This is a genomic window from Gemmiger gallinarum (assembly GCF_014982805.1).
Classification (GTDB): domain Bacteria; phylum Bacillota; class Clostridia; order Oscillospirales; family Ruminococcaceae; genus Gemmiger; species Gemmiger gallinarum.
The window spans coordinates 1-25,989 of sequence record NZ_JADCKC010000005.1; the positions used below are offsets into that span (position 1 = coordinate 1).

Consider the following 25,989-nt stretch of genomic DNA (forward strand, 5'->3'; position numbering starts at 1 on the left):
TGGGGGCGCCTGTCTGGGTGTGGAAATACTGGAACGCATCTTCGATTTGGGCGAAGTCGTGACCGTCAATGGTGACGGTACGGAACCCGAAGTCCCGCATCTTGGCATCCACCGGGTCGGTGGGCATCACTTCGCTGGTGGGTCCGTCGATCTGCAGCCCGTTCAGGTCGATGATGACGCAGAAGTTGTCCAGCTTGTACTTGGCCGCAAAGAGGAAGGCTTCCCACACTTCGCCCTCTTCGATCTCGCCGTCACCCAGCAGGGTGTACACCCGGACGTCGTCCTTGTGCAGGTACTTGGCAGCTTTGGCCATACCGGCGGCCGCGCTGACGCCCTGGCCCAGGCTGCCGGTGGACATGTCCACGCCGGGCACGGTGTTCATGTTGGGGTGGCCCTGCAGGTAGCTGTCGATGTGGCGCAGGGTGGGCAGGTCCTCCACCGGGAAGAATCCCCGGTAGGCCAGTGCGCTGTACAGGCCCGGCGCCGTGTGGCCCTTGGAGAGCACGAACCGGTCCCGGTCGTCCCATTTGGGGTTGGCGGGGTCGATGCGCATTTCCTTATTATAAAGGTAAGTAAACATATCGGCGGCGGACAGGCTGCCGCCGGGGTGCCCGGCTTTGGCGCCGTGGGTGGATTCAATCACGCCCATACGCACCTTGCAGGCTGCGATCTGCAGCTTCAGACGTTCTTCCTTTGTCATATCACTCACCAAACACCTTGCAGTAGTCTTCCTTGAACTTCTCGATGCCGGAATCGGTCAGCGGATGATGCAGCATCTGCTCAATGACCTTGTAGGGCACGGTGGCAATGTCAGCACCGGCCAGGGCACAGTCGGTCACGTGGATGGGGTTGCGCACGCTGGCCGCGATGATCTGGGTCTCGATGTCGGGGTAGTTGAGGAACATGTCGTGGATGGTCTCGATGAGCTCGATGCCCCGCTGGGAGATATCGTCCAGGCGCCCCAGGAAGGGGCTGACGTAGGTGGCACCGGCGCGGGCGGCCAGCAGCGCCTGGTTGGCGCTGAAAATCAGGGTGCAGTTGGTGGGGATGCCCTTGGCGGACAAGGCTTTGATGGCCTTGAGGCCCTCGGCGGTCATGGGGATTTTTACGACCATGTGCTTGGGGTCCAGGGCGTAGATGGCCTCGCCCTCCTTGACCATCGTCTCGGCATCGGTGGTGGTGGCTTTCACCTCACCGCTGATGGGGCCGTCCACGATGGTGGCAATCTCCGCCAGCGTCTCGGCATAGTCCCGGCCTTCCTTGGCGATGAGGCTGGGGTTGGTGGTGACACCGGCGATGACGCCCATGTCGTTGGCGGCGCGGATCTCGTTGACGTTCGCGGTATCAATAAAGAATTTCATAACAAAAGACTTCCTTTCTAATCAATCAACCCCAGGGATTCTCGGTGGGATAGGGCAGGCTGTCGGGCTGGTTGTAGGCGATGTCGCCGATGCCCAGGTACTTGAAGACCTCGAACAGGGCCTTGCCGCAGTGGCTGAAGGCCACCGCACCGTGGTGCGGATAGCGCTTCTGGATCAGCACATGGCGGTAGAAGCGGCCCATCTCGGGGATGGCGAAGATGCCGATGCCGCCGAAGGAACGGGTGGCCACCGGCAGCACCTCGCCCTGGGCAATGTAGGCCCGGAGGTTACCCTCGCTGTCACACTGCAGGCGGTAGAAGGTGATGTCCGATGCCGCGATGTCGCCCTCCAGGGTGCCGCGGGTGAAGTCGGGATCGCTGCCCGCCGGCTCCAGCAGACGGTGCTGGATCAGCTGGTACTTCACGGCACGGTCGGCGCACATCTTGCAGGACGGCGTGTTGCCGCAGTGGAAGCCCATGAAGGTATCGGTCAGCTTGTAATCGAACTTGCCGGCGATCTCCTCGTCGTAGATGTACTTGGGTACGCTGTTGTTGATGTCCAGCAGGGTGACGGTGTCACCGGAAACGCACATACCGATATATTCGCTCAGGGCACCGTAGATATCCACCTCGCAGGAGACAGGGATGCCGCGGCTGACCAGGCGGCTGTTCACATAGCAGGGCTCAAAGCCGAACTGGGACGGGAAAGCCGGCCAGCACTTGTCGGCAAAGGCCACATACTTCTTGCTGCCCTTGTGGGCTTCGGCCCAATCCAGCAGGGTCAGTTCGAACTGGGCCATGCGGGCCAACAGGTCGGGGTAATACTTGCCCTCGCCCATCTCGGCGGCCATGTCGGCGCAGACCTCGGGGATGCGGGAGTCGTCGGCGTGCTCTTTATAAGCCACCAGCAGGTCCAGCTCGGAATTTTCTTCCACTTCCACGCCCAGCTCATACAGGCCCTTGATGGGAGCATTGCAGGCGAAGAAGTCCTGGGGACGGGGGCCAAAGGAGATGATCTTCAGGTCCTTCACGCCCAGCACGGCCCGGGCAATGGGCAGGAACTCCGCCATCTTGTCCGCCAGTTCCTCGGCGGTGCCCACGGGGTACTCGGGGATGTAGGCTTTCAGGTGGCGCATACCCAGGTTATAAGAACAGTTCAGCATGCCGCAGTAGGCGTCGCCGCGGCCGTTGATCATGTCGCCGTCACCCTCGGCAGCCGCCACGTACATGACGGGGCCGTCGAAGTATTTGGCGATGAGGGTCTCCGGCGTCTCGGGACCGAAGTTGCCCAGGAACACCGTCAGGGCGTTGCAGCCCGCGGCCTTGACCTCCTCGACAGCCTTGAGCATATCGGTCTCGTTTTCCACCGTGACGCTGCACTCATAAGGCTCAAAGCCTTTGGTCTTGCAGGCGGTCACGATGTTCTGGCGGCGCTGGGTGGACAGGGCAATGGGGAAACAGTCGCGGCTGACAGCCACAATGCCCAGGCGGACTTCGGGAATGTTGGTAGATTTCATGTCAAATTCCTCCGTTTTCTATGTGGATGATTCTAGTTATAGATCTTTTTCGATATCAATGTTCTCGCCGGTCAGGGCCGCCACAGCGCCCTGGGCGGCCTCGGCGGAATCGGGATGAGTCAGCAGCCACTTGTTGCAGGCCCAGAGGTATGCATCGTCCCCGCCCTTGATGGGCATATTCGGCTTGTCGGTGTTGGTTCCCTTGGGAAGAGCCACCAGCACCTTGAATCCGTTGGCGGGGTCGGTGTGGCAGGGGGCGTAGTGCAGGGTGGTGGCGTAGACTTCCACCAGGATACCCGCGGGCACACGGAAAGCCTTCACCTTGCTGGTGTCCAGCGTGCCGTCCACGATCTCGTCCTGCTTGGCCAGCAGAAGGATGAAGTCCCGGGTGCCCAGATTGAACTCGCTGTCCCGGTGGTATTCCAGGCAGTTCAGCTTGGTGTTGTGGCCGTTGCACCAGCCCATCTGGAAGGGCATACCGCCAAAGAGCGAAGCCCCCAGCGCGGCGGATTCCGGCAGGTTTTGCAGGGCCGGATCTTCAGCCAGATAGTCGGTGCCCTCCGGCAGCGGGGTGGAAGCGCTCAGGGCTGCAACCACGGCCTCGCATTCGGTTTCATATCCGGTGATGACACGGCCGTAAGGGGCAAACTCGGGGGCAGTAACAGGATAGATGGTCATTTGTTTTTCCTCCCTTTTTCTTAACTTGTTACTTGGCAAGTTCTTTGAACAGAGGCTTACAGGTGGGGTAGATTTGCTTGAATTTCTGATACCGTTCTTCATACAGGGCGGTGAGTTCCGCGTCCGGCTCAATGGTACGGCTGACATGGACCAGGGCATTGGTGGCCTCCTGCACGGTCGCATATTTACCGCAGCAGACCATGGCCAGCAGCGCACCGCCGTAACCGGGTCCCTGTTCGGTAACCAGAATATCCAAGGGAATGCCCAACACGTTGGCCATGATGGTACACCACAGCGGGCTCTTGGCACCGCCGCCGCAGATGTTGGACCGGGGGATCTCCACACCGATGGAGCGGGCGGTTTCCACCGAATCCCGGATGGCAAATGCCACGCCTTCCAGTACTGCCTGCGTGATATCTGCACGCGTCGTGTCCATGCTCAGCCCGATGAGGGTACCTCGGGCATCGGTGTCGTTGATAGGGCTGCGCTCGCCCATCAGGTAGGGCAGAAAAAACACCTTATTGCGGCCCAGCTTGTCCCGGGTAATGGGGGCCTGCTCGGCGGGATAGTCTTTATCAGTGACTTTGAGAATGTCATCCATCCACCACTTGTTGCAGGAGGCAGCGGAGAGCATGCAGCCCATCAGATGCCAGCCGCCGTCTGCGTGAGCGAAGGCATGCAGACCATTGGTGGCATCCACGCCGAACTTCTCACTGCTGATAAACACAGTGCCGGAGGTACCCAAACTGATGTTGCAGTGCCCTTTCCCTACCGTGCCGGTGCCCACAGCTGCGGCTGCGTTATCTCCCGCACCCGCACAGACCTTTACACTTTCGGGCAGACCCAGAGCGGCGGCTGCGTCCGGTTTCAAGGTACCAACAAACTGCCAGCTTTCATAGAGATGGGCCAGCCATTCTTCCTTGACACCGCAGATTTCGCACATTTCCTTGCTCCAGCATTTGTGTTCTACATCCAGGAGCAGCATGCCGGAAGCATCGGAATAATCGGTGGCGTGCACGCCGGTCATGCGGTACACCAGGTAATCCTTGGGCAGCATGATCTTGGCAATAGCCGCATAAAGTTCAGGCTCGTTCTCCTTCATCCACAGGATCTTGGGGGCGGTGAATCCTGCGAAAGCGATGTTGCCGGTGTATTTGCTCAGGGTCTCGCGGCCGATTTCCTTGTTCAGATAGTCGGTCTGTCTGGCGGTGCGGCCGTCGTTCCACAGGATGGCGGGGCGCAGCACCTTGTCGGCGGCGTCCAGGGCCACCAGACCGTGCATCTGGCCGCCCATGCCGATGCCCTGCACCTGAGCGGGGTCGAAGCCTTCCAGCAGAGCCGGGATGCCATCCAGGCATGCCTGCCACCAGGAGGAAGGATCCTGTTCGCTCCATCCCGTATGAGGCATACTCAGGGGATATTCCCGGGAGACCTGGTTGCACACCTTGCCGGTTTCGTCCACCAGAAGAAATTTGCACGCCGAGGTACCCAGATCCACGCCGATATACAACATAAGAATACCGCCTTTCCAGCCATTCTTTCGTAAAGAACATTTATATAAGTTCTTTACATATGATACTGCAAGTATACATCACTGTCAATCATCAAAACCAACAAAAGCAGTCGAAAAATATCGCCATATATCCACAAAAATTTCTGATTCGGTTGACTTTTTTGTTGTGGTTGGGTAAGATGAAAGTGTTTTACATTGATTTCACTTTTGAAAAGTTAAAGGAATTATATATGAAAAAGCTTTCTCTTCCGCCTACCGAACGGCGTCGCTTGACCCGGAACCAGATTTATCAATATATTTACAAGGCACCCGGATGTTCTAAGCAGGAGATTGCTGACAGCCTCAATTTCAGTATGCCAACTGTACATCAAAATCTGAACGAACTGACACAAGCGGGGTTGGTGCGCATCGATGGCGTTGGAGAATCTACGGGTGGGCGCCGGCCTCTTCAATTGACCATTAATGAAAATGCGCATTTTTCTGTAGGAATTTCTGTCACCGACGATCATTTTCGGATCATTGCTGCGAACCTCCGGCTGGATGAAATCGCATATCAAAAGTATCCTCATCCCCATTGCAACAACATGAAGGAGATGGGGAACTTCCTTGCAGCCGATTTGGAAAATTTTCTAAACAGATTTGGTCTGAACCGCGAAAAACTGCTGGGGGTCGGGATCGCGCTACCAGCCATTTTTAATACCGACAGAACTTGTGTGGTCGCAGCACCGACGCTTAATTTGAGGGATCAAAGTATTCGTCCGCTGATTTGCAGCATCCCTTACCCTGTTTCCGTTTGCAATGATGCGACCAGCGGCGGGTATGCTGAATGGTACGTTCAGCAAGATTCCGATTGCATGGCATATATTTCCTTAGAAGGTGGCGTAGGTGGCGCTATCCTTATGAACGGTGTTCCTTATACCGGTCTGAATGGCCGCAGCGGCGAGTTCGGGCACATTTGCGTGCAGCCGGAAGGGCTTTCCTGTAAGTGTGGTTTGCGTGGCTGTCTGGAAGCTTACTGCTCTTCTGATCGAATTTCTACCGATTTGGGTATCTCCGTGGAGCAGTTTTTTGCCGGCTTGGAAGCCGGGAACTTAGCGTACCAAACGTTATGGAAAGATTATCTCCGCCATTTGGCATCAGCGCTTGCCACGATCCGTATGGTTTTTGACTGTCGCATTGTGCTGGGCGGGTATGTCGCTCAATATCTCACGCCTTTTTTAAAGGAGCTCCGGGGGCTGACGGCCAGCCGCGATCCGTTTGATGAGGAAGCTGAATATATTTCCCTTTGCCATTACCTCAAGCACGCGGTTCCGCTTGGTGCAGCATTGCATTTTATCAATCTTTTCGTTGAGGAGTTATGATTGCGGCTGCCGTCACGTTTAAGAGGAATTTGCTATGATTGAAAAATTGAACGGTACCACCGAAACTGTAAACTTTACACTCGCTTCCAACATCCGGTTATATCACAACAATTCAGCGGAAGACTTCCCGTTACACTGGCATGTCCCCGGGGAGATTATCTGCCCGATCCAAAACACCTATAATGTGACCGTTGCAGACGAAATTCTTTATTTGAAACCCCATGACATACTGTTCATCGGCTCAGGGGAATTGCACAGCATTACAGCTCCAAAGGAGGGCGAGCGGTACATTTTGAATTTTAGTACCGCAATGTTTGAGCAGTTCCACGAGCTTGCGCTTTTTTTTTCCACCCTGCATCCCTTCAAGCTGTTACGCTATCAGGATCAACCGCAGTTCAACGACCAGCTTCTGGCCCTGATGACCCGGATGGAAAAAGAATACTTTGGTGCGGCGGTCTTTCGGGATTGCGAGTTGTCTTCGCTGATGTTGCACTTTTTCGCAGTCATAGGCCGCAAGCTCCATCAGAATGCACCGCATGAAAACATCTCTCCCCTGCGGCAAAAAGAACAGCAAGAGCGTTTTTCCATGTTATGCAATTACATTAATGCTCACTGCACAGAAGATCTGTCTTTGGACGAATTGGCCAATGAAGCAGGATTCAGTAAGTACCACTTCGCAAGGCTTTTTAAAGAAATAACAGGGGCCACCTGCCACAACTATCTGTTAGGGCGACGGCTTCTCTTTGCCAAAACCCTGTTAGCAGACTTTTCGCTCCCCATCACAGAAGTTGCCATGCGTTCAGGATTCAATTCGTTGGCCACGTTCAATCGCATTTTTAAATTTCAAATTGGCTGCACACCCAGCGAATTCAGAAAATTGGGGCTTGGTTTTTCTGCGCCGCAAGAATAATGGGCACCGAACAGGCAACTTCCCTGTTCGTCCGCCCCCCTTAGAAGGGTTCGCACAAAAGTTTCTGTGAACGCAATCATAGCAGGCGTTTGGGCATAGATTGAAGAATCTTCACCAACCTTTGTGCAGCCTCGATTCCGTCACCGGAATGATTGGCCCGGCCAAAACTAAACCGAAGTGTACACAATGCATTACGAGCCGCAGTTCCCCCCAGGGCCAGCAATACATGGGAGGCATTGCGGCTCCTTGTGTTATCGCACGCAGCACCCGGTGAAACACACACGCCGGCCACATCTAGTCGGTAGGTAAGATTCTGACCCTCGTAGCCTGGCAGCCCCACGCTAACCAAACCAGGCAAGCCTGCTTTGGTACTATTGAAATATACTTCTGCCCAAGATTGACGAAGTGTTTGGCAAAATTCTTCTGCTAACATTCGTTTGAATGCGGCATGCTGCTCCATCTGTTTGCAGGCTAGTTTGAGCGCGCATGCCAGCCCTACAATCTGAGCTACCGGTTCCGTTCCGGGGCGTAATCCGCTCTGTTGTTCGCCACCAAAAATTAAAGGCTTCAACAAAGCAGGATTTCGTGCATACAGGAAGCCTATGCCTTTGGGGCCGCCAAATTTATGCGCGGAAGCACTGAGAAAATCGATGCCGTCTAATACTACGGGGATATGCCCGATTGCCTGTACAGCATCCACATGGAGCAATACGCCTTTTTTTTGACAAAGGGTGGAAATGGTAGGGATATCCTGAATCGTGCCTACCTCGTTGTTGGCGTATTGAATGGTCACCAATCTGGGCTGCCGTTCCAGAGCCCGCAGCAAAGCAGGCAAATCTATTTTCCCTTCTTCGCTGACCGGCAACGTATATACAGCTATTCCGCTATTTTTTAGCGATGCGCATGCTCTACCGACTGAGTGATGTTCAATAGGCGTAGTGACGACTTCTCTGCTACCGATGCCTGCTCTGCTGGCACCGCTCAGGATTGCCCACGTATTGCTTTCGCTGCCGCCGGATGTGAAAAAGATTTGTGATGCGCTGCATCTCAGGCATTCTGCCACACTTTGGCGCGCTCGCTCTACTGCTTGATGCGCAGCAATTCCGCTTCGATACAAGGCTGCCGGATTGGAAAAATCCTTAGTAAGCCAATAACACATCGCTTCCCAGGCTTCCGGTTCAAGCGGGGTCGTAGCAGCGTGATCTGCGTAAATCGTATCACTCATCAAATCATCTCCAACAAACGGAAAGATGGGGTTCAGGAGGGGACATCAGTCGGAGATAACAACTTTCTCCTTTTGATGCAGCAGGATGTTGAGTGGTTTCTGTCCCGTCAGCAGGATGCTGCGTGCATCGGGCTGGCTTCCTCCTACCCAAACGGTATATTCACCCGGCAGCACTTCCGAAATGCCCTCCTCGTTGCAAAGAGCAAAAGCACACTGCGGCAGATGCAGCGTAACGCACTTTTCTTCCCCAGGCATAAGGTCCACTTTTGCCAGTGCTTTCAGCTGCGCATTCGGTGTGCCAGGGCGTTCTGCCTTGACATAAACTTCAACGGTTTCACGGCCGCGGTACTGCCCGTCGTTGACTACCGTTACCCTTACATCCACACCGTCCGGCCCAATCTGTGAAGCATCGGCCTTGGCATCCCGGAAGGTAAAATGACTGTAAGAAAGGCCATAACCGAAGGGGTAAAGCGGTTCTTTTTCCATATAGCGGTAGGTGCGTCCCTTCATTGCATAATCCGTGAATGCAGGCAGATCCTCATCCGAATGATAAAAAGTGACCGGCAGCTTACCCTGCGGATTGCATTCCCCGAACAAGGCACGCGCTACGGCCCGGCCGCCCTGGGCACCGGGGTACCATGCCTGCAGAACGGCGGCTGCCCCTTCCTGCGCAGTGCCCAAGGCCAACGCACTGCCGCTCAGCACCACCACCACCACAGGTTTTCCGCTCTCGATGCAGGCTTTTAGTACAGACTCCTGGTTTCCCGGCAGAGAAAGAGACTGCTTGTCGCCGCTGGCAAACTGGTTTCCCTGGTCGCCTTCTTCGCCTTCCAGGCCCGCATCCAAGCCCAGGCAGCAAATCACCACATCACATTCCGCACATACGCCGCGTACTTCGCTGATAAGCTCATTGGATTTTGCCAGTCCCTGGATCTTATCTGCATACAGATGGCACCCCTCAGAGTAGCGAACCTGTACATCTTCTCCCAGATACTCCTGGATTCCATCCAGAACCGTCACATACCGGGATGCGGTCCCCTCGTAATTACCAACCAAAGCCTTACGGTTGTCCGCATTCGGTCCGACCACTGCGACCCGATGCAGCTTACTTTTATCCAGCGGCAAGGTATGGTTTTCATTTTTCAGCAGAACCAGAACCTTCTCGGCCACTTCCAGGTTCAGGGCCTGCATTTCCCGGCTATCTACCGCATCGTACCCAATTTTGTTGTAGGGTACCTTCTCTTCCGCATCAAACATGCCCAATTTCATGCGGGTCGTAAACAGCCGGACCAGGCTTCGGTCAATCGTTTCCTCTTTTACCTTGCCTTCTGCCACAGCTTCTTCCAGATACGCGTACAGATCGCCGCAGTTGAGATCACACCCGTTGTTTACGGCCAGGGCCACGGAATCCACCGGGCCGGACGTGACCATATGCCCTTCATGGAAATCCTTGATTGCCCAGCAGTCGGACGTAACATGCCCCTGGAAATTCCACTTTCCGCGCAGAATGTCCACAAGAAGGGTTTTGCTGCCGCAGCACGGTTCACCGTTTGTGCGGTTGTAGGCACCCATGACCGCTTCCACTCCGGCTTCCTTTACAAGCGCCCGGAAGGCCGGCAGATACGTTTCCCACAAATCTTGTTGGGAAACTTTGGCATCAAAATAATGTCTCTGGTCTTCCGGACCCGAATGGACTGCAAAGTGTTTGGCACAGGCAGCGGCGCGCAGATAGTCCGGGTCATCGCCCTGCATACCTTCCACAAAGCGTACACCCAGGCGAGAGGTCAGGTACGGATCTTCGCCATAGGTTTCGTGCCCTCTGCCCCAGCGCGGGTCACGGAAGATATTTACGTTAGGGGCCCAGATCGTCAGGCCCTTGTAGATATCCCGATCCTGATAGCTGCGATACATATTGTACTTGCCACGCGCTTCCACGCCGACGGCTTCCCCGACCTGGCCCAGCAAATCCTCATCAAAAGACGCAGCCAGACCAATTGCCTGCGGAAATACGGTTGCCGTTCCGGCGCGTCCCACGCCATGAATGCCCTCGTTCCACCAGTTGTATGCAGGGATGCCCAGACGCGGAATGGCCGGAGCCCAGCTGAGCATCTGGCTGACTTTTTCTTTCAGCGTCATTTGTGCAACCAGTGCGCGTGCCCGCTCCCGGTATTGTTCCAGTTTTTGGTTACGATCTTTCATTTTGTACGTACCCCTTTCTTCTTATTTTGTATCATTAGCGCACAACGCCAAAGCCAAGGATTGTGAAGGTCTTACCTTCATCCTCCGGCGCCATGCAGATTTCTATGTGGTGCTTGCCGGCGGTTTCTTCTGCGAACAGAATTGTTGCGTGGCAATGGGTCCATCCCACTTCCCTCGGGTCATAATATGCAACCGTCTGTCCGTCTACTGTTACGCGAATTCTTCCAAAATCCAAGGATGCGCTATCTTTAAAAACCATTTGGAGTGACTTGCATACCAACTCCATTTGAAACGGTTTCTTTCCGGACGTTTTTTTCCAGTTGAAAGGAAACTGCGCTGTATTGTAAGTGTCATTATCCAATGCAACCATCTGCAGATCTTCATCGGTACCGGTAAAGCTTCCCGGGTCCACAGAGATGTCAAACGGCAAGTTACTGCGGTCATATGCCTCCATCGCAGAAAAGTAAAAACTGTAATAGGGCGGCGCTTCTTTTGCAGGTGCCATACTCTGTTGGGCATCCAGACGCTGTAACAGATACATCAAGCAATCCTTCATGATGCGATGCCCAGCGTTCGAAGGATGATAGGTATCATAGAAATATTGCCGCTTGGTAATCACACTCCGCTGCGCAGTCGTTGCTCCAAACTGGGGGCTGACCGCTTCCAGCACGTCCACCATGGGCAATTCATGCCGCCATCCCACGGGGGCCAACCGCTCTTTCAGATTCCAGTCATTTGCAAATACAGAAAACAAGAGAATAACAGCCGGTTCGCCGGGATCATTCCAAATGCGATGCACCAGACTTTCGTAGCAGCATCCATTGGTTTCATCCCCCAAATCATTGACGGCGAATTCTACCACGACCAGATCCGGGGATACCGTACCATTGCGTGTGACATCCCGATCATAGCGATTCAAAGCCAGCTGTGAGGGGGTTCCGCCTACGCCGGCTTTGATATAATTCACTTGATCGGGTGCAGAGGAATATTGATCCCGGATTGCTTCAAAGGTCAGACGGGCATAACACTTTTCCTGTTCGGGAATAGCTCCGGCCCCCTGTGTGATAGAACCGCCAAGAAAAGCCAGAGTCACCGGCTTACCAGCACGCAGGTCCTCCAGAACTCGCTTGATCCGTGCATTGTTCCCTGTACTCAAGCAAGATCGTGCGATCATTGCGTTATACTGCGGCGTATCAAATTCAACCGGCGGATCCGGATCAAATCGCGGCGCATGGTATCCGTCATGAAGGTAAAATTTGACCGTCACAAGGGCCGTGTCTTCTTCACAGGGGAGTTCTATCAAGAACTTGCCGGGAACAGCATCCGTATCTTGTTCCTCTACGCAAGCCATTTCCAGGATTGTTTCGACGCCGTTGGTACACAGAGAAATCTTGCCGCTGCCTCCTTCTGTGCCATGTTCTCCCGAAAAATACATGCTAAAGACGGCCGCTTTATCAGGCGCATCACTGACAACGCTCACACCAATGCTGTGAACCAACCGGCGGAAGCCTTTAGCTGTCTGCAGCATTTGCAGAATGTTCTCGTCCTGAACGCCACCCACGATTTTTGCGAATGTTACCAAACGCTCATCGTTCAAGAAAACAGGAAATCGGTTGGCCTCTGCATCGGAGCCCCCGCCGCCGACGGGCTTATCAACCAGAATATACAGAGCCTCTCGCTGAGGGATGGGATCCCGTGGAGCAATTCGTTGATCCCGCATATTTCCTTCACCTTTTCATGATAAAATTTTTGCTTTCTGGCAATTTTTCTCTATCATAAATCCTTATGTATGAGTGCGCTTCTCATTTTTTGCTATACGAATTCTTGTATTTTGCTTTTTTGTTTTCCGTAGCGGATTAACCGCTCTGATTGAAAAGTCAGCAATTTTCGATCAATTTGCTTATACCGCCAAGAAGACGCCACAACCCTGCCGCCATTCATAGTTGATTCTGATTTTGTAAAGTTGTTTCCCGTTTGCCCTTACTCCGCTACTGATGCTACCATTTATTTAATTTAGAGAACCATGATGAAAAATAAGGATAGGCGAATGTTGCGGTTTCTGTTTGTTCCTCTGATTCTTGAAAAAGATGTAGGATGAAACAGTCTTTCTCATTTATTGCTGTATTCCAGAGAGTTTTCAAATGGCTGACAGCTTTTCGCCATACCCATGCCATTTGTGCGCTTGCCATGCAATCGAAAAGCTGCTATAGTGAGTCACAAGAACAGCAGACCGCGTAAACCGGTTACCTCTTACACGGTCCAGAAGGAGCTGAAATTATTATGGAAGGTGCCTACTATAACGGGCAATATTTGAACAGACTGGAACGGCTTGGATATTCGCAGGCCGAAATTGACAACAAGCTGGAAAGCACATTTGAGGAGATGTTCTATGGTCCGGAGGGGGTTCGCCTTTGCCATTTTGCCGGACCTGAGATGATGTACATAGAGGATACGGGGAACCATGACATCCGTACCGAGGGCATGTCCTACGCAATGATGTTCTGCGTACAAATGAATCGCCAGAAGGAATTCGACTGCCTGTGGCGATGGGTCGTGACCCACATGTACCTCACCGAAGGGGAAAACGCCGGCTATTTTGCCTGGTCCTGTCATACTGACGGCAGCAAAAATTCCGATGGACCCGCCCCTGACGGCGAAGAATTTTTTGCCATGTCCCTGTTTTTTGCAGCCAACCGCTGGGGTTCCGGCGAAGGGGTACTGGATTACGCTTCCTGGGCACGGCGCATCTTGCACACATGTGTACACAAAGGCGAAGAAGCCGGTTCCGGATTTCCCATGTGGAACCCCGAAAACCATCTCATCAAATTCGTTCCCAACTGTGAATTTACCGATCCCTCTTATCATTTGCCGCATTTCTATGAACTTTTTGCTCTGTGGAGCGACGAATGCGACCGTCCTTTCTGGCATGCAGCCGCAGCGGCCAGCCGCCAGTACCTGCGCAAAGCCTGCCACGCCCGTACCGGATTGAGTGCCGAATATGCCGAGTACGACGGCCGCCCGCATCGGGGTGATCAGCCGGACCGTCACGACTGGTTCTTCAGCGATGCATACCGCACGTTGGGCAACATTGCTTTGGATGCCCAATGGTTCGGGGACAAAGACGGTTGGGCCCAAGAAACAGCTGCACATATTCAGCAATTTTTTGAAGAAAAGGAACACGGGCAAACAAACGGCATCTATCTGATCGACGGCACACCCGTTGAAGGAAATGCTCTGCATCCTGTAGGGCTTCTGGCTACCATTGCGCAGGGTTCCCTGATTCTGGATGACGCCTGCGCAGATGAATGGCTCCGCCGGTTCTTTAGCACTCCGCTCCGTTCCGGACCGCGGCGTTATTATGACAATTGCCTGTATCTTTTTGCGCTGCTTGCTTTAAGCGGGCATTACCGCATCTGGTTCCCGCAAGAAGCAACGGTATAATGTACCCTACCGAAAAAACGATTTTTTCCTTCCCCTTCGGTTTGCTTTTTTCCATGAACCGCAGTTTACCGGACCACACATTCAGGAGGCTATGTCAATGTTGATTTTCATTAACGGCAACCGCTCTGTCGGCACCATCAATAAAAACATCTACGGGCATTTTGCCGAACATCTGGGGCGCTGCATTTACGGCGGCCTGTATGTAGGCGAAGATTCCGAGATTCCCAACCAGAATGGAATGCGCACCGATGTTGTCAATGCTCTCAAAGAGCTGGATATTCCCGTCCTTCGGTGGCCGGGTGGTTGTTTTGCAGACACCTATCACTGGCAGGACGGCATCGGTCCCAAGTCTTCCCGTAAGACGCTGATCAATACCACATGGGGTGGTGTACGGGAGGATAATTCCTTTGGCACCCATGAATTTATGGAGCTGTGCCGTCAGTTGGGATGCGAAGCATACATCAACGGAAACGTAGGCACCGGCACTGTACAGGAAATGTGCGACTGGGTCGAATATTGCAACATGCCCGGCGTTTCCCCCATGGCGGACTTGCGGCGGCAAAACGGTCAGGATGCACCCTGGAACGTAAAGTACTGGGGAATCGGCAACGAAATGTGGGGCGGCGGCGGCAATATGCGCGCAGACTACTACTCCGATCTGTGCCGTCAGTATGCCAGTTTCCTACGGGACTACGATCCTTCCCACAAGATTTACAAAATTGCAAGCGGCGCCTGTGATTTCAACTACGATTGGACGCAACGGGTTGCTGAACTGACCGGGGCGCTGGTAGACGCTTTAAGCCTGCATTACTACACCATTCCCGGCAGCGAATGGGAGCACAAAGGCTCTGCCACCAAGTTCAGCCGCGAAGAGTATTATATTACCATGTATAAAGCCCTTCAGATGAAGGGGTTGATTGAAAACCACACCGCACGGATGCGGCAGGCCTGCCCCAACAAAAATCTGGGGCTTGTAATTGATGAATGGGGTACATGGCTTGATGTGGAGGAAGGAACCAACCCCCATTTCCTGTACCAGCAAAACGCTATGCGGGATGCCCTGGTCGCTGCAGTCAACCTGAACATCTTTGGCGATCATTGTGATTCCGTCGTCATGGCCAACATTGCACAAACGGTCAATGTGTTGCAGGCTATGATTCTTACCGACGGGCCGCGCATGCTTTGCACGCCCACGTATCACGTGTTCCATATGTTCAAAGGCCACCAGGGGGCTCGCCAGCTGGAAACTTACGCAGAAACAGCGCTCATCGGTGCAGACGGGGCAGACTGCAAGGTTCCCAATTTGCACGTTTCCGCCAGTGAAGACCATAACGGCAATGTGCTGGTTACCGTCGTCAACCTCAGCGATCATTCCTCTGTGCCTGTTGAAATTCACTGGGATGGCCTGAGCAAGTTTACTTCCATCACCGGTCAGGTTCTTAGCGGTGATGGTGCCGGCGCGGCTGCCTACAATACGTTCGATAATCCCCATCAAGTCGAGCCGAAGCCGTTGACAAACATAACTGTTGGTACCAACAGCTTTACTTCCCTCTTGCCCGCATGCAGCGTTGCTGCCTTTACACTGAAAGCCTGATTTCCAGACAAGAGCGCCGGAGATGACTCCTGCGCTCTTCTGCTTTATTCTATGCCGTCAAACGGTTACTTTTTGCCGTCTGAATTCTCCGTAGTATCCTGAGACTGCTCCTGATTTATCTGAGAAGAGTACTGCTCCGAGCACTTCATGAAAACGCCATTTAAAACAAATGCATTTGCATAAGCGATCGAAGAGAACCCCAGCGCAAACCACAAAAACAGTCCATAGCGCAATGTGGTCTGTGTATACAGGGTAAATGCTACACATGCGCCTATCAACAACAACATGGAAAAGGTTTTGGGCAAAGAGGTCACAGACATGATAAACGCATTCCGTATGGTACCTAAAACCGTATTGTTGAATCTTGCAAGCAGCGGGAAAGCATATACGAAGGTCATCATATAAGCGATTGCTGCCACGGGAATCAAAATCTTAAAGATGCTGTTTTGGAAATTCCCGGAATGCCATAGAAGATAGATATCATAGCCCAGAAATCCCCCTGCGGCCCCAAAAAGAATTCCCATCAGTACGCCCTGGCGGAAATTTGCCCGGAATGACTTGAAAAAATTGCCGACCACCGGAGTGCCGTCTTTTTCACCCGCCATTTTTGTGGTGACATAATGTAAAGCCGTGATGGCAGGGCCAATGGTGACCACCGGAATGCAGCAAACCAGGAACAGCAGATTCAGGACAATAAGATCCCACACAACGCCCAGGGCGCGCATCAGGGGGCTGTCCGGATTAAAAACGCCTCTCAATGAGTTCTCCTCCTCTTTTTCAGGATGTAAATATTCACCAAAAACAGCGATTCAGATTGTACACTATTCAATCTGTTATTTGATTGACAATGGTTCTGCGGCTGAATTATACTGGCATTATACTTTGCACCGTTAAAAATAGCAAGGTCCTTTTGCAACGTTCACCGGTAAGGAGCTTTGTATGAACCGGTTTCATCATGTCAGAATCAAGCTGGAGAGTTTTCTCAATAACTTAAGCCTGAAGAAAAAACTTCGATATCTTTATTTTTTATGTATTCTGGTCCCCATATTTTTGACCGATATTGTAATTTTACATGCATTAACCAAGAACGAGCATGCCGAGCAGCTGCACCAGATGGAAAAAATAGCCAAATCAGTGCAGTCGATGCTTTCCGCCGCCGCAGAAGATTCCGCGCTGATTTCTACCAGCCTGTATATGGATAACTCCCTCCAGGATTTTGTGAGCCGGCAATATGCCAGTCCCCAGGACTATTTTTCAAGTTACCGAGAATACATCCACAATTCTTTGCTGCAGGGTGTTTCCCGGATCACAAATTCCGTCATACGGGTGTATGCAGACAATGAAACCCTGATAAACGGCAGTGAATTTGCACGGTTATCCACCGTTTCGCAGGAGCCCTGGTATCAGCAGTATACTGCGGATGGCTACAGCCTTCGGCTTCTTTTTTCTTATGATGAAACAGATGGGCGCCAGGTGTTGTTTTTACGTGGGATGAATGGCCTTTACAGCGATAAGGCGGAGCGCCTTTCGTGTATTGAAATCAATTACAGCACGCTGGACCGCGATTTCCAGAACATGGGGTATAACTATTCAGTTTATGTATGCAGCGGTAACCGGATTTTGCTTACGAACGCAATGCCCAATTATCGTTGGCAGCCTTATGACACATTCTCCCCGTCTGATTCGGTAGGCTTGTCCCAGCATTTTACCCTTTACGGGGAAGATCTGGACATCTATGTGATGGAACCAATCGGCAACGTTTTAGCCCTGATTCGCCAAAACATCCATATCCTGATCCTGCTGCTGATCCTGAACATTATTCCCCCGCAGCTTTTGATGAATCTGCTGGAGAATTCCATTACTTCTCGTCTTTTCCGTCTGGAAAAAGTCTTCAACCAGATAAACAGCGACGTGTTGATCAAGATTTCCGGGCCAAGCGGTCAAGATGAGATCGGCAGTCTGATGGACAACTACAACCGCATGGCCGACCGGATGAACAGCCTGATTGACACCGTCTACCGATGCCGACTGAAAGAGCAGGAGATGGATATTGCCCGGCAGAACGCAGAGCTGATGGCTTTATACAGCCAAATCAATCCCCATTTTCTGTTCAACGCACTAGAAAGCATCCGTATGCACAGCATCCTGAAAAAAGAAGAAGAAACCGCCGATATGGTACAGAAATTGGCCATAATGGCGCGCCAAAACGTGGATTGGTCCTCGGATTCCAATACCATTAAGCGTGAGCTGGCGTTTGTTGAAACGTATCTGGCCTTGCAAAAATATCGCTTCGGGGAGCGCCTTTCGTATCAAATCAATGCGCAGGAAGATTGCCAGAACATCCTGGTTCCGAAATTGACCATTACCACCTTTGTGGAAAATGCCTGTGTGCACGGTATTGAAGCAAAATCTTCTCCCGGTTGGATTTTTGTACGCGTGTATACAGAAAACGATGCGCTTTGCATGGAAATTGAAGATACCGGTGGCGGTATGGACGAGGCCGAGGCAGAACGTATTCAAGACCGGATGCGCAACGCCAGCCTGAAAATGTTAAAAGAAAAAGGACGCGTAGGCATGGTGAACACCTGCCTGCGCATCCGCATGATGACGGAGGATACTGCACAGTTCTCGGTGGAAAGCGAGCCGGACATTGGAACACTTGTTTCGATTCGGTTCCCTCTAAACAAAGCAATAAGGGCGGAGTGACATGTTAAAAGTTATTATCGTAGATGATGAGCAGTTTATTGCGCAAGGTTTGCAGGCGTTGATTGACTGGAACGCCGCAGGCTATGAAGTGGCTGCCGTTCTGTCCGACGGACAGGAGGCTTTGGAGTACATAAAAAAGTTACCCGTTGACCTTGTCATCACCGACGTTATGATGCCAAAAATGACCGGACTTGAATTACTGGAAACTGTTCGCCGGGAGAATCTTTCCAACGCCGGTTTCGTGATTCTGAGCGGATACAGTGAGTTTTCCTATGCTCAAAAAGCGCTGCGCTACGGGTGTATCGACTATCTTCTCAAACCGGTGGAAAAGCAAGATCTGTTATCCATTCTCAGCAAATACAATAACATCTCGCAAAACAGCAAAATGGAGGAGCAGTACGAACTGGCCTATCAAGCCCGGTGTTTGATCTCGTTGCTGTTCGGCAAATATGATCCCAACGGCGTGGATTATCTGCATAAGCATCTGGATTTTTCGGACGGCGTTCGTTACATTGAAATTTCCGCTTGCCATTCTTCGGACAGCGAAGATGACGATGATGAGAACCACTTCCGTATGGTGCAGCGTGACCTGTACCAAAGCTGTGTGCAAATTTTAGGCGAGGACCGGAGCCGGTGTTTCTATGACGCTTCGCTGGATCGCGTTGGGTATGGGATTGCTTTTGTTTACAGCGGTGCACTTGCCCGAAATGCCGGCTGTTCCGAAACACAGTATATCCAGGATTTTTATAAGAAATTGGGTGTTTCGACACAACACGAATTGCGATTTCTGGTTGGCAAAAAAGTGGACGATATCACCACTGTTTCTGAATCGTATGATACCGTCTGCGGGCTGAAAAACCTTTGCGCCTTCCGCCAGCAAAAATCGATCTATTATTACGAGGAAGAGTTATCGGTTCCGCAAGAAAGAGCCGTTTTGTGCAAAGATACCCTGGATCAGTTGATTACCGCCATTGAACTGAATGAGCAGGAACGCATCGGCTCCGAAATAGACCATTTGTTTGCCGAAATGCAGCAGCGTGGCGTACATAACAAAGATATCAACCTGAACTTAAATTATCTTTTGTTCCGGCTTATGCATCTTGCATCCAATTTGGACAACGAAGCCAACCAGAAGGAAATGCTGCAATTTATCAGCGCGCAGTCTTTCCGGGAAGGAATTTCCCGCGGGAGCCGACAGCATCTGTTCCGCTTTGCACGCGAGTATGCAGACTACCTTTCCCTTCTGCGAAAAAATATCTCCACCGATATTTTGGATTCTATCGACAAGGAAATCCAGGAACACTACTCGGAAAACCTGACGTTGCAGGGCTTGGGCAAAAAATACTATATCAGCAGTGCATACTTAGGGCAAATCTTCCGCAAAAAATACGGACAGTCCTTTAAAAACTATTTGTGTTCTTACCGTATTAACGAAGCGTGCCACCAGCTATTGTACACAAACAAGCGGATCGGCCGCATTGCCGAAGATGTGGGCTATAAAGATGTGGATTATTTCCTTTGCAAATTTATCGAGCTGAAAGGCTGTACGCCTTCCCATTTTCGGAAGAGCAAAACCGAGAAACCACATTCTGAATTTCCCGGGAAATAATTCACACCAGAATAATCATACACTTGCTTTTCGTTTTTTGCATTCCTAAAAAACAACAAAAACAACGATAAACCAAGCAAAAGTGCAGGCATGTTGCCTTCCAAAATACTTCAAGGATGGGGGACTGCCTGTCTTTTTTGTATCATTGTTTCGCTGATTAACGCGATTTCCTCTTCCGTTGAATTTGCAAAGCTATAATTTTCAGGGGTTTTTACTAGAATTTGTCGGTTGTGTAAAACATTTTTAGTATATATACTTAAATCGGAAAAGCCCGCAAGGGGCGAAAAATCTATTTACAGGAGGCCAATTATGAAAGTAAAATTGTGGCGGCGCGTATTTGCGGCAAGTATGTCCGCGGCCATGCTGCTGGGCTTAACGGCATGTGGCGGCTCTGCTTCCACCGAATCGTCCGAATCGTCCGAATCGTCCGATGGGATCAAAACATTTACGATGTTTATCGCAATGCCCGGTTCCGAAATCAATGATGACAACGACATTATGAACATCATTGCCGAAAAGACCGGTGCCAAACTGAAAGAGACCTGGCTGACCGGCCAGACCGACGCAGAAGCCATCGGCACAATCATCGCCGGCGGCGAGTATCCGGATTTCATCAATGGCGGCGATGCCATGATGTCTCTTTATGACGCAGGCGTCCTGGTGCCCTGGGATGATTACCTGGAAAAGTACCCCAACCTGAAAGAAATGTACACCGACGAAGAGTGGGACAAGTTCCGTCAGGATGACGGCAAGATTTATTGGGCCAACGTATTCCAGAACACCTACGGCGAAGATCGTGCCACCACCCATAACGATGAAGCCTTCTGGATTCAGGCGCGTGTTCTGGAATGGGCCGGTTACCCCGAAATCAAAACCCTGGACCAGTATTTCGATCTGCTGGAAAGCTATGCCGATGCCAACCCCACCATGGCAAACGGTACCAAGAACATTCCCTACACGGCACTTTGCGAAGACTGGCGCTATTTCTGCATCGAGAATGCACCCCAGTTCCTTGATGGGTATCCCAACGACGGCTCTGTCATTGTAGACACGGATACGATGCAGGTAGTTGACTACAATACCACGCCCACTGCCAAGCGGTATTTCCAGAAATTGAACGAAGAATACCAGAAAGGCTACGTGGACGTAGAATTCGCCACCCAGACCTACGATGAATACATCGCCAAGCTTTCCACCGGCGCTGTGCTGGGCATGTGCGACCAGTGGTGGAACTTCGCGTACAATGTCAATGATGTTTTCAAACAGCAGGGTTTGGACGAGCAGGGCTGCAACTACGTTCCGCTGGGCCTGACCATTGACGAAGGAATGGAAAACCGCTGGCACAACTACGCCGACACCCTGAACAATTCCAGCGGCGTGGCCGTTACCACCAGCTGCTCCGATATTGATGCAGCCTTTAAGTTCATGAATGACCTCCTGGACCAGGAGATTCACGATCTTCGCTACTGGGGCGTTGAAGGAGTAGACTATCTGGTGGATGAAAACGGCATGTATTACCGCACCGAAGAAATGCGGATGCAGTGTTCGGATCCCGCCTATCAGGCCTCTCACATGTGCAACTATTCCTACATGCCGCAGTGGCTGGGCACCAGCCGGGACGGCAAGAACGCCATGCAGCCCGACCAGCAGGCAAGCGAATTCCTGGACAGCCTGTCCACCCCCCTGCAGAAACTGTTTGAAGCCTACGGCGTAGACAGCTACGTTGATCTGATCGGTTCTGTGAAAGAAGAACCGGGCCCCTGGTTCCCGATGTATTCTTACTCCGGTTCGATGACTACCGAAACCCCCGGTGGTGTTGCCTGGGTCAAGATGGGCGAAGTCAAACACGAATGGCTGCCCAAAGTTGTTATGGAGCCTGATTTTGAAACCACCTGGAATGAATACATGACTGCGTACAACGCAGCCAATCCGCAGGATTTCTTGGCAGAAATGCAAACTGAGCTTGAGCGCCGTGCCGGTCTTTGATGCCCGTTATTGCAGGCGACACAGACGTTGACACATACAAGTGGCCACGGCTGCACGGTGTAGCCGTGGCCACTTTTTTTATGAAATGCATTCAACCCGCAAGCTCCTTAAACGTTAGTTTGCAACACATGATTCGCCATACACGTTCCTTAGGAGGACTCGCCAATGAAAAATCCATCAAAGCGTATTACATGGAAAGAGATTTCACGCCAGAAATTTCTGATGGTCTGTGCGGCTATCTTTTTTGTATACGGCATCGTATTTTATTACGTTCCACTGGCAGGCTGGGTAATGGCCTTTCAGAACTACAAACCCAAAGACGGCTTCTTCTCTCAATTCGTAGGACTGGAAAAGTTTAAATTCCTGTTCTCTGACGAAGTCTTTTTGCGTGATATCCGCAACACTCTGGCCATGGGCGTTCTCAATCTGGTGACCACCTTTTTAATGGCCATTATCTTCGCCATCCTGCTGAACGAAGTACGCAACATGTTCGGCAAAAAGCTTGTTCAAACGATTTCCTATCTGCCCCACTTCCTTTCCTGGATCATTGTCACCGGTATTCTGCACGATGCGCTGTCTTCCTCCGGTATCGTCAATGAGCTGCTGGTGAACCTGGGCATTCTGGATTCGCCCATCAACTTCTTCGCCAATCCGAGTTATTTTTGGCCAATCGTTGCATTTGCCAATGTTTGGAAGGAAACCGGCTGGAATGCCATTGTCTACCTGGCCGCCATTACCTCCATCGATCCCAGCCTGTATGAGGCAGCCACTCTGGATGGTGCCGGCCGGTGGGGCAAAATCTGGCACGTCACGCTTCCTGGCATCAAGTCCACCATTATGATTCTGCTGATCATGAATGTTGGCAACGTATTGAATGCAGGCTTTGAAGTCCAGTATCTGCTTGGCAACGGCCTGGTCAAGAGTGTTTCGGAAACCATTGATATCTACACCTTGACCTGGGGCATCAGCCAGAACGATTATTCTTTGGGTACTGCAGCCGGTATCTTCAAGAGCGTCGTTGCAATTATTCTGATTCTCGGCGCAAACTGGATTGCCAAACGTGCCGGTGAAGACAGATTGTTCTAAGGGGAGGGTACACATGAAAATCAAATCATCCACCATGGACAAAGTCTTTGTTACCTGCAATACCATTTTCCTGGTTTTGTTCGTCACCATTACGGTGTATCCTGTTCTGAACACGGTGGCGATTTCTTTCAACGACGGTATCGACGCCGTACGCGGTGGCATCCATCTGTGGCCGCGCATCTTTACGCTCTCGAACTATAAAACGGTTCTGAATCAGCAGAACATCATCACCGGTGCTATCGTTTCTGTGGCCAGAACGGTATTGGGAACGATTTTTGCCTTGGTGACGAACGCCCTTTTGGCCTACGTCATCAGCCGCAAGCGCTTTTTGTTCCGCTCCCAGTTGTCTTTGTTCTGGGTCATCACCATGTATGTGAACGGCGGTATGATCCCCACCTTGGTTTTGTACCGCAACCTGAACCTGACCAACACTTTCTGGGTATACGTCATTCCGGGCATGATCAGCGCATTTAACGTTCTGGTTCTGCGCACTTACATGGAAGGTCTGCCCAGCGCGCTGGAAGAATCCGCCATGATTGACGGTGCCAACGATTTCACCATCTTTACCCGTATCATCTCGCCCCTGTGCAAGCCGGTGTATGCCACCGTCGCCCTGTTCGTAGCTGTCGGACACTGGAACTCCTGGTTCGATGCTATGTTGTACAACCGGATGAACGCCCAGTATACGACCCTGCAATATGAGTTGATGAAGCTTCTTTCCTCTGTCATGCAGCAAAGCGGCAGTGCCACCACCGGCGGCAACACCGCTGCCGCAGCCGTCACGCCGGTTACCGTGCGTGCCGCCGCTACTGTGGTGACGATGCTTCCCATCATTCTGCTTTATCCCTTCCTGCAAAGATACTTTGTATCCGGCATGACCATTGGCAGTGTAAAAGAGTAAAATCCTTTTCCTGCCATCCGCCCCTGTTTTCCAGTGCCTGTAATCCGAAAAGTCAGTTCGGCGGCACCCTCCAATAGCTATGGCCGCTGCATCTGTTTTTCCTCCTGGATGCAGCGGCCATAGCTCTATATTTTTGCATGCAGAATATCACCCCTTTATACCTGGAGGTTTTCTATGCTTTCCGTTAAAAATCCTATCATGACAGGCTTCTTTCCCGACCCTTCGATTTGCCGGGTAGGGAACAAATTCTATACGGTTCATTCGACATTTGCGTATTTTCCCGGCGTGCCGGTTTTTGAGAGCGAAGATCTTGTCCACTGGAATTTGATCAGTAATGTGCTCGATCGTGATTCTCAGGTTCCTTTGTCCGGCTGTCAGCATTCCGAGGGGATTTTTGCCCCTACCATTCGTTACCATAAGGGCACCTGGTATATGATTACCACCAACGTGTCCGACCAAGGAAATTTTATCGTCACTGCAAAAGATCCGCGCGGCCCCTGGTCCGAGCCTTACTATTTGGGTGAGTCTACCGGCGGCATTGATCCCAGTCTCTTTTTTGACGATGACGGTACCTGCTATTATATCGGCCAACGGCCGCGTTCTGCCGGGTACCGCTACAATGGCGACTGCGAAATTTGGATTCAAACTCTGGATCTGGACACGATGCAGTTAAAGCCCGATGCCACCATTGTACTTACCGGATTCCAGCGCAAAGCCATTTGGCCGGAGGGACCTCACCTGTACAAAAAGGACGGTTACTATTACATTTTGCATGCGGAAAGCGGTACATCCATCCACCACAGCGTCATGATCGCGCGCAGCAAAAATGTGTTTGGTCCCTACGAGTACTGCCCCTGCAACCCCATTCTGACGCATCGCCATTTGGGAGCCCAATATCCTGTTACCTGCGTCGGTCATGCCGACTTAGTGGATGACGGAAACGGCAACTGGTATATGGTTGTATTGGCTTGCCGGCCGAACCAAGGGTACACGTTGTTGGGGCGTGAAACCTTTTTGGCAAAGGTCACCTGGGAAGATGGTTGGCCGGTTGTAAATGCGGGGGTCGGTCATCTTGAAGAAGTAGTCACGCTGCCTTACGAGGGGCAGCCTTCTGACGACGTACCCCAATGTAAAACCTATACGTTTGATACACCTTCTCTGCCGCTGGAATTGCTGACTTTGCGCAATCACCGCGATCACGAACTGGAACTGCACGCAGAAGAGCATATTGTTCGTCTTTTCCATCGTTGCGACAGCTTGAAGGATTGCGGTGAGCCTGCATACCTCGCGCTGCGTCAGCAACACTGGAATTGCGAATTTGAAACCAGCTTTATCCCGCATTTCTGCAAAGAGAGTGATTGCGCCGGTATTGCCATGGTTCAAAGCAACGAAAACCATCTACGGGCAGAGTGCTATCCCCAGGATTCGGGGATCAAACTTGTTGTTTCTCTTTGCAAAGATGGTGAAGACAGCTGTTTGGCGCGAATGGATATGTCGGCTGCAACCCCCATCAAACTGAAGTTGCGCGTAGAAGGGCTTGTGGCCAGTGTTCTTTACCAAAGCAATAGTGAATGGAAACCGGTTGCCTACGACATTGATCTGCGCTCTTTAAGCACGGAACATGCCGGCGGTTTTGTCGGCTGTACACTGGGGTTATATGCTTCCGGCAATGGAGAGGACGCTGGTGGTTATTCTGATTTTGAAAGAATGACCTATCGCGAACTTCCCACCAAGTAATCCTTCACGAATCATTCGGTAGCGGCTGCCAAATGGGGAGAGAATGTCCAGCCGGCGAGGAGCCCGCCCACAAATAAAAAGCCATGCGAATCCGCGAAAAGCCAAGCGGATGTGGGTGTTTGGAAACCGAATCTCCCGGATCGATACCTGCGTAACCCGTCCATAC

Annotated in this window: 19 protein-coding genes; 10 read left to right on the forward strand and 9 right to left on the reverse strand. The window is 51.8% G+C overall.

What is annotated here, in order from left to right:
* The 5 genes from INF35_RS13390 to xylB form a co-directional block, all read right to left on the reverse strand.
* A partial coding sequence (locus INF35_RS13390; protein ID WP_193503310.1) for a transketolase occupies positions 1-700 on the reverse strand: 700 nt, incomplete at its 3' end.
* A 1-nt stretch (position 701) separates the two neighbouring features.
* Positions 702-1,361 carry a fructose-6-phosphate aldolase gene (gene fsa, locus INF35_RS13395; protein WP_193503312.1) on the reverse strand — a complete coding sequence of 220 codons (660 nt, stop codon included), beginning with the start codon at positions 1,359-1,361 and terminating at the stop codon, positions 702-704.
* Positions 1,362-1,386: 25 nt separating this feature from the next.
* Positions 1,387-2,877: an L-fucose/L-arabinose isomerase family protein gene (locus tag INF35_RS13400; RefSeq protein ID WP_193503314.1), complete on the reverse strand. Its 1,491-nt coding sequence runs from the start codon at positions 2,875-2,877 to the stop codon at positions 1,387-1,389.
* Between the two features lie 36 nt (positions 2,878-2,913).
* Positions 2,914-3,555, reverse strand: a complete 642-nt coding sequence (locus INF35_RS13405; RefSeq protein WP_193503316.1) for a DUF4867 family protein — start codon at positions 3,553-3,555, stop codon at positions 2,914-2,916.
* A 28-nt stretch (positions 3,556-3,583) separates the two neighbouring features.
* A complete protein-coding gene (xylB, locus tag INF35_RS13410; RefSeq protein ID WP_007048102.1) occupies positions 3,584-5,068 on the reverse strand; it encodes a xylulokinase in 1,485 nt (494 codons plus the stop codon).
* A gap of 59 nt (positions 5,069-5,127) precedes the next feature.
* Here xylB and INF35_RS13415 point away from each other — a divergent pair, with 59 nt between their 5' ends.
* Entirely contained in the window at positions 5,128-6,429 is a 1,302-nt protein-coding gene (locus INF35_RS13415; RefSeq protein WP_193503318.1) for an ROK family transcriptional regulator, read from the forward strand.
* Positions 6,430-6,463: 34 nt separating this feature from the next.
* The gene (locus INF35_RS13420) at positions 6,464-7,339 is read left to right on the forward strand and encodes an AraC family transcriptional regulator (protein ID WP_193503320.1); all 876 of its coding nucleotides are present in this window, start codon (positions 6,464-6,466) and stop codon (positions 7,337-7,339) included.
* Between the two features lie 76 nt (positions 7,340-7,415).
* Here INF35_RS13420 and INF35_RS13425 read toward each other — a convergent pair whose 3' ends face one another.
* From INF35_RS13425 to INF35_RS13435, 3 genes are read right to left on the reverse strand one after another with little or no spacing between them, the layout of a single operon-like run.
* Positions 7,416-8,564: a cysteine desulfurase family protein gene (locus INF35_RS13425; RefSeq protein ID WP_084759169.1), complete on the reverse strand. Its 1,149-nt coding sequence runs from the start codon at positions 8,562-8,564 to the stop codon at positions 7,416-7,418.
* 45 nt (positions 8,565-8,609) lie between these two features.
* Positions 8,610-10,763: a glycoside hydrolase family 3 C-terminal domain-containing protein gene (locus INF35_RS13430; RefSeq protein WP_193503321.1), complete on the reverse strand. Its 2,154-nt coding sequence runs from the start codon at positions 10,761-10,763 to the stop codon at positions 8,610-8,612.
* Between the two features lie 34 nt (positions 10,764-10,797).
* Entirely contained in the window at positions 10,798-12,483 is a 1,686-nt protein-coding gene (locus tag INF35_RS13435; RefSeq protein WP_193503323.1) for an SGNH/GDSL hydrolase family protein, read from the reverse strand.
* Positions 12,484-13,043: 560 nt separating this feature from the next.
* Here INF35_RS13435 and INF35_RS13440 point away from each other — a divergent pair.
* Both INF35_RS13440 and INF35_RS13445 read left to right on the forward strand, forming a co-directional pair.
* The gene (locus INF35_RS13440; RefSeq protein ID WP_193503325.1) at positions 13,044-14,204 is read left to right on the forward strand and encodes a glycosyl hydrolase family 8; all 1,161 of its coding nucleotides are present in this window, start codon (positions 13,044-13,046) and stop codon (positions 14,202-14,204) included.
* A gap of 97 nt (positions 14,205-14,301) precedes the next feature.
* Complete coding sequence (locus INF35_RS13445; protein ID WP_193503327.1) at positions 14,302-15,798, forward strand: alpha-N-arabinofuranosidase; 1,497 nt, start codon at positions 14,302-14,304, stop codon at positions 15,796-15,798.
* A 65-nt stretch (positions 15,799-15,863) separates the two neighbouring features.
* On the opposite strand, the gene INF35_RS13450 is transcribed toward INF35_RS13445, so the two are convergent.
* Entirely contained in the window at positions 15,864-16,556 is a 693-nt protein-coding gene (locus INF35_RS13450) for a YesL family protein (RefSeq protein ID WP_193503329.1), read from the reverse strand.
* Positions 16,557-16,737: 181 nt separating this feature from the next.
* Here INF35_RS13450 and INF35_RS13455 point away from each other — a divergent pair, with 181 nt between their 5' ends.
* The 6 genes from INF35_RS13455 to INF35_RS13480 all read left to right on the forward strand — a co-directional run bounded on the left by INF35_RS13455 (position 16,738) and on the right by INF35_RS13480 (position 25,823).
* Entirely contained in the window at positions 16,738-18,504 is a 1,767-nt protein-coding gene (locus INF35_RS13455; protein ID WP_193503331.1) for a sensor histidine kinase, read from the forward strand.
* Position 18,505: 1 nt separating this feature from the next.
* The gene (locus INF35_RS13460; RefSeq protein WP_193503333.1) at positions 18,506-20,113 is read left to right on the forward strand and encodes a response regulator transcription factor; all 1,608 of its coding nucleotides are present in this window, start codon (positions 18,506-18,508) and stop codon (positions 20,111-20,113) included.
* Between the two features lie 462 nt (positions 20,114-20,575).
* Complete coding sequence (locus INF35_RS13465; protein WP_407925650.1) at positions 20,576-22,099, forward strand: type 2 periplasmic-binding domain-containing protein; 1,524 nt, start codon at positions 20,576-20,578, stop codon at positions 22,097-22,099.
* A gap of 165 nt (positions 22,100-22,264) precedes the next feature.
* Positions 22,265-23,185, forward strand: coding sequence for an ABC transporter permease (locus tag INF35_RS13470; protein ID WP_193503337.1), 921 nt, complete (start codon positions 22,265-22,267; stop codon positions 23,183-23,185).
* Between the two features lie 13 nt (positions 23,186-23,198).
* Positions 23,199-24,086 (forward strand): carbohydrate ABC transporter permease, encoded by an 888-nt coding sequence (locus INF35_RS13475; RefSeq protein ID WP_193503339.1) that lies wholly within the window; start codon positions 23,199-23,201, stop codon positions 24,084-24,086.
* A 174-nt stretch (positions 24,087-24,260) separates the two neighbouring features.
* Positions 24,261-25,823, forward strand: coding sequence for a glycoside hydrolase family 43 protein (locus INF35_RS13480; RefSeq protein ID WP_193503341.1), 1,563 nt, complete (start codon positions 24,261-24,263; stop codon positions 25,821-25,823).
* The last annotated feature ends 166 nt before the right edge of the window (positions 25,824-25,989 follow it).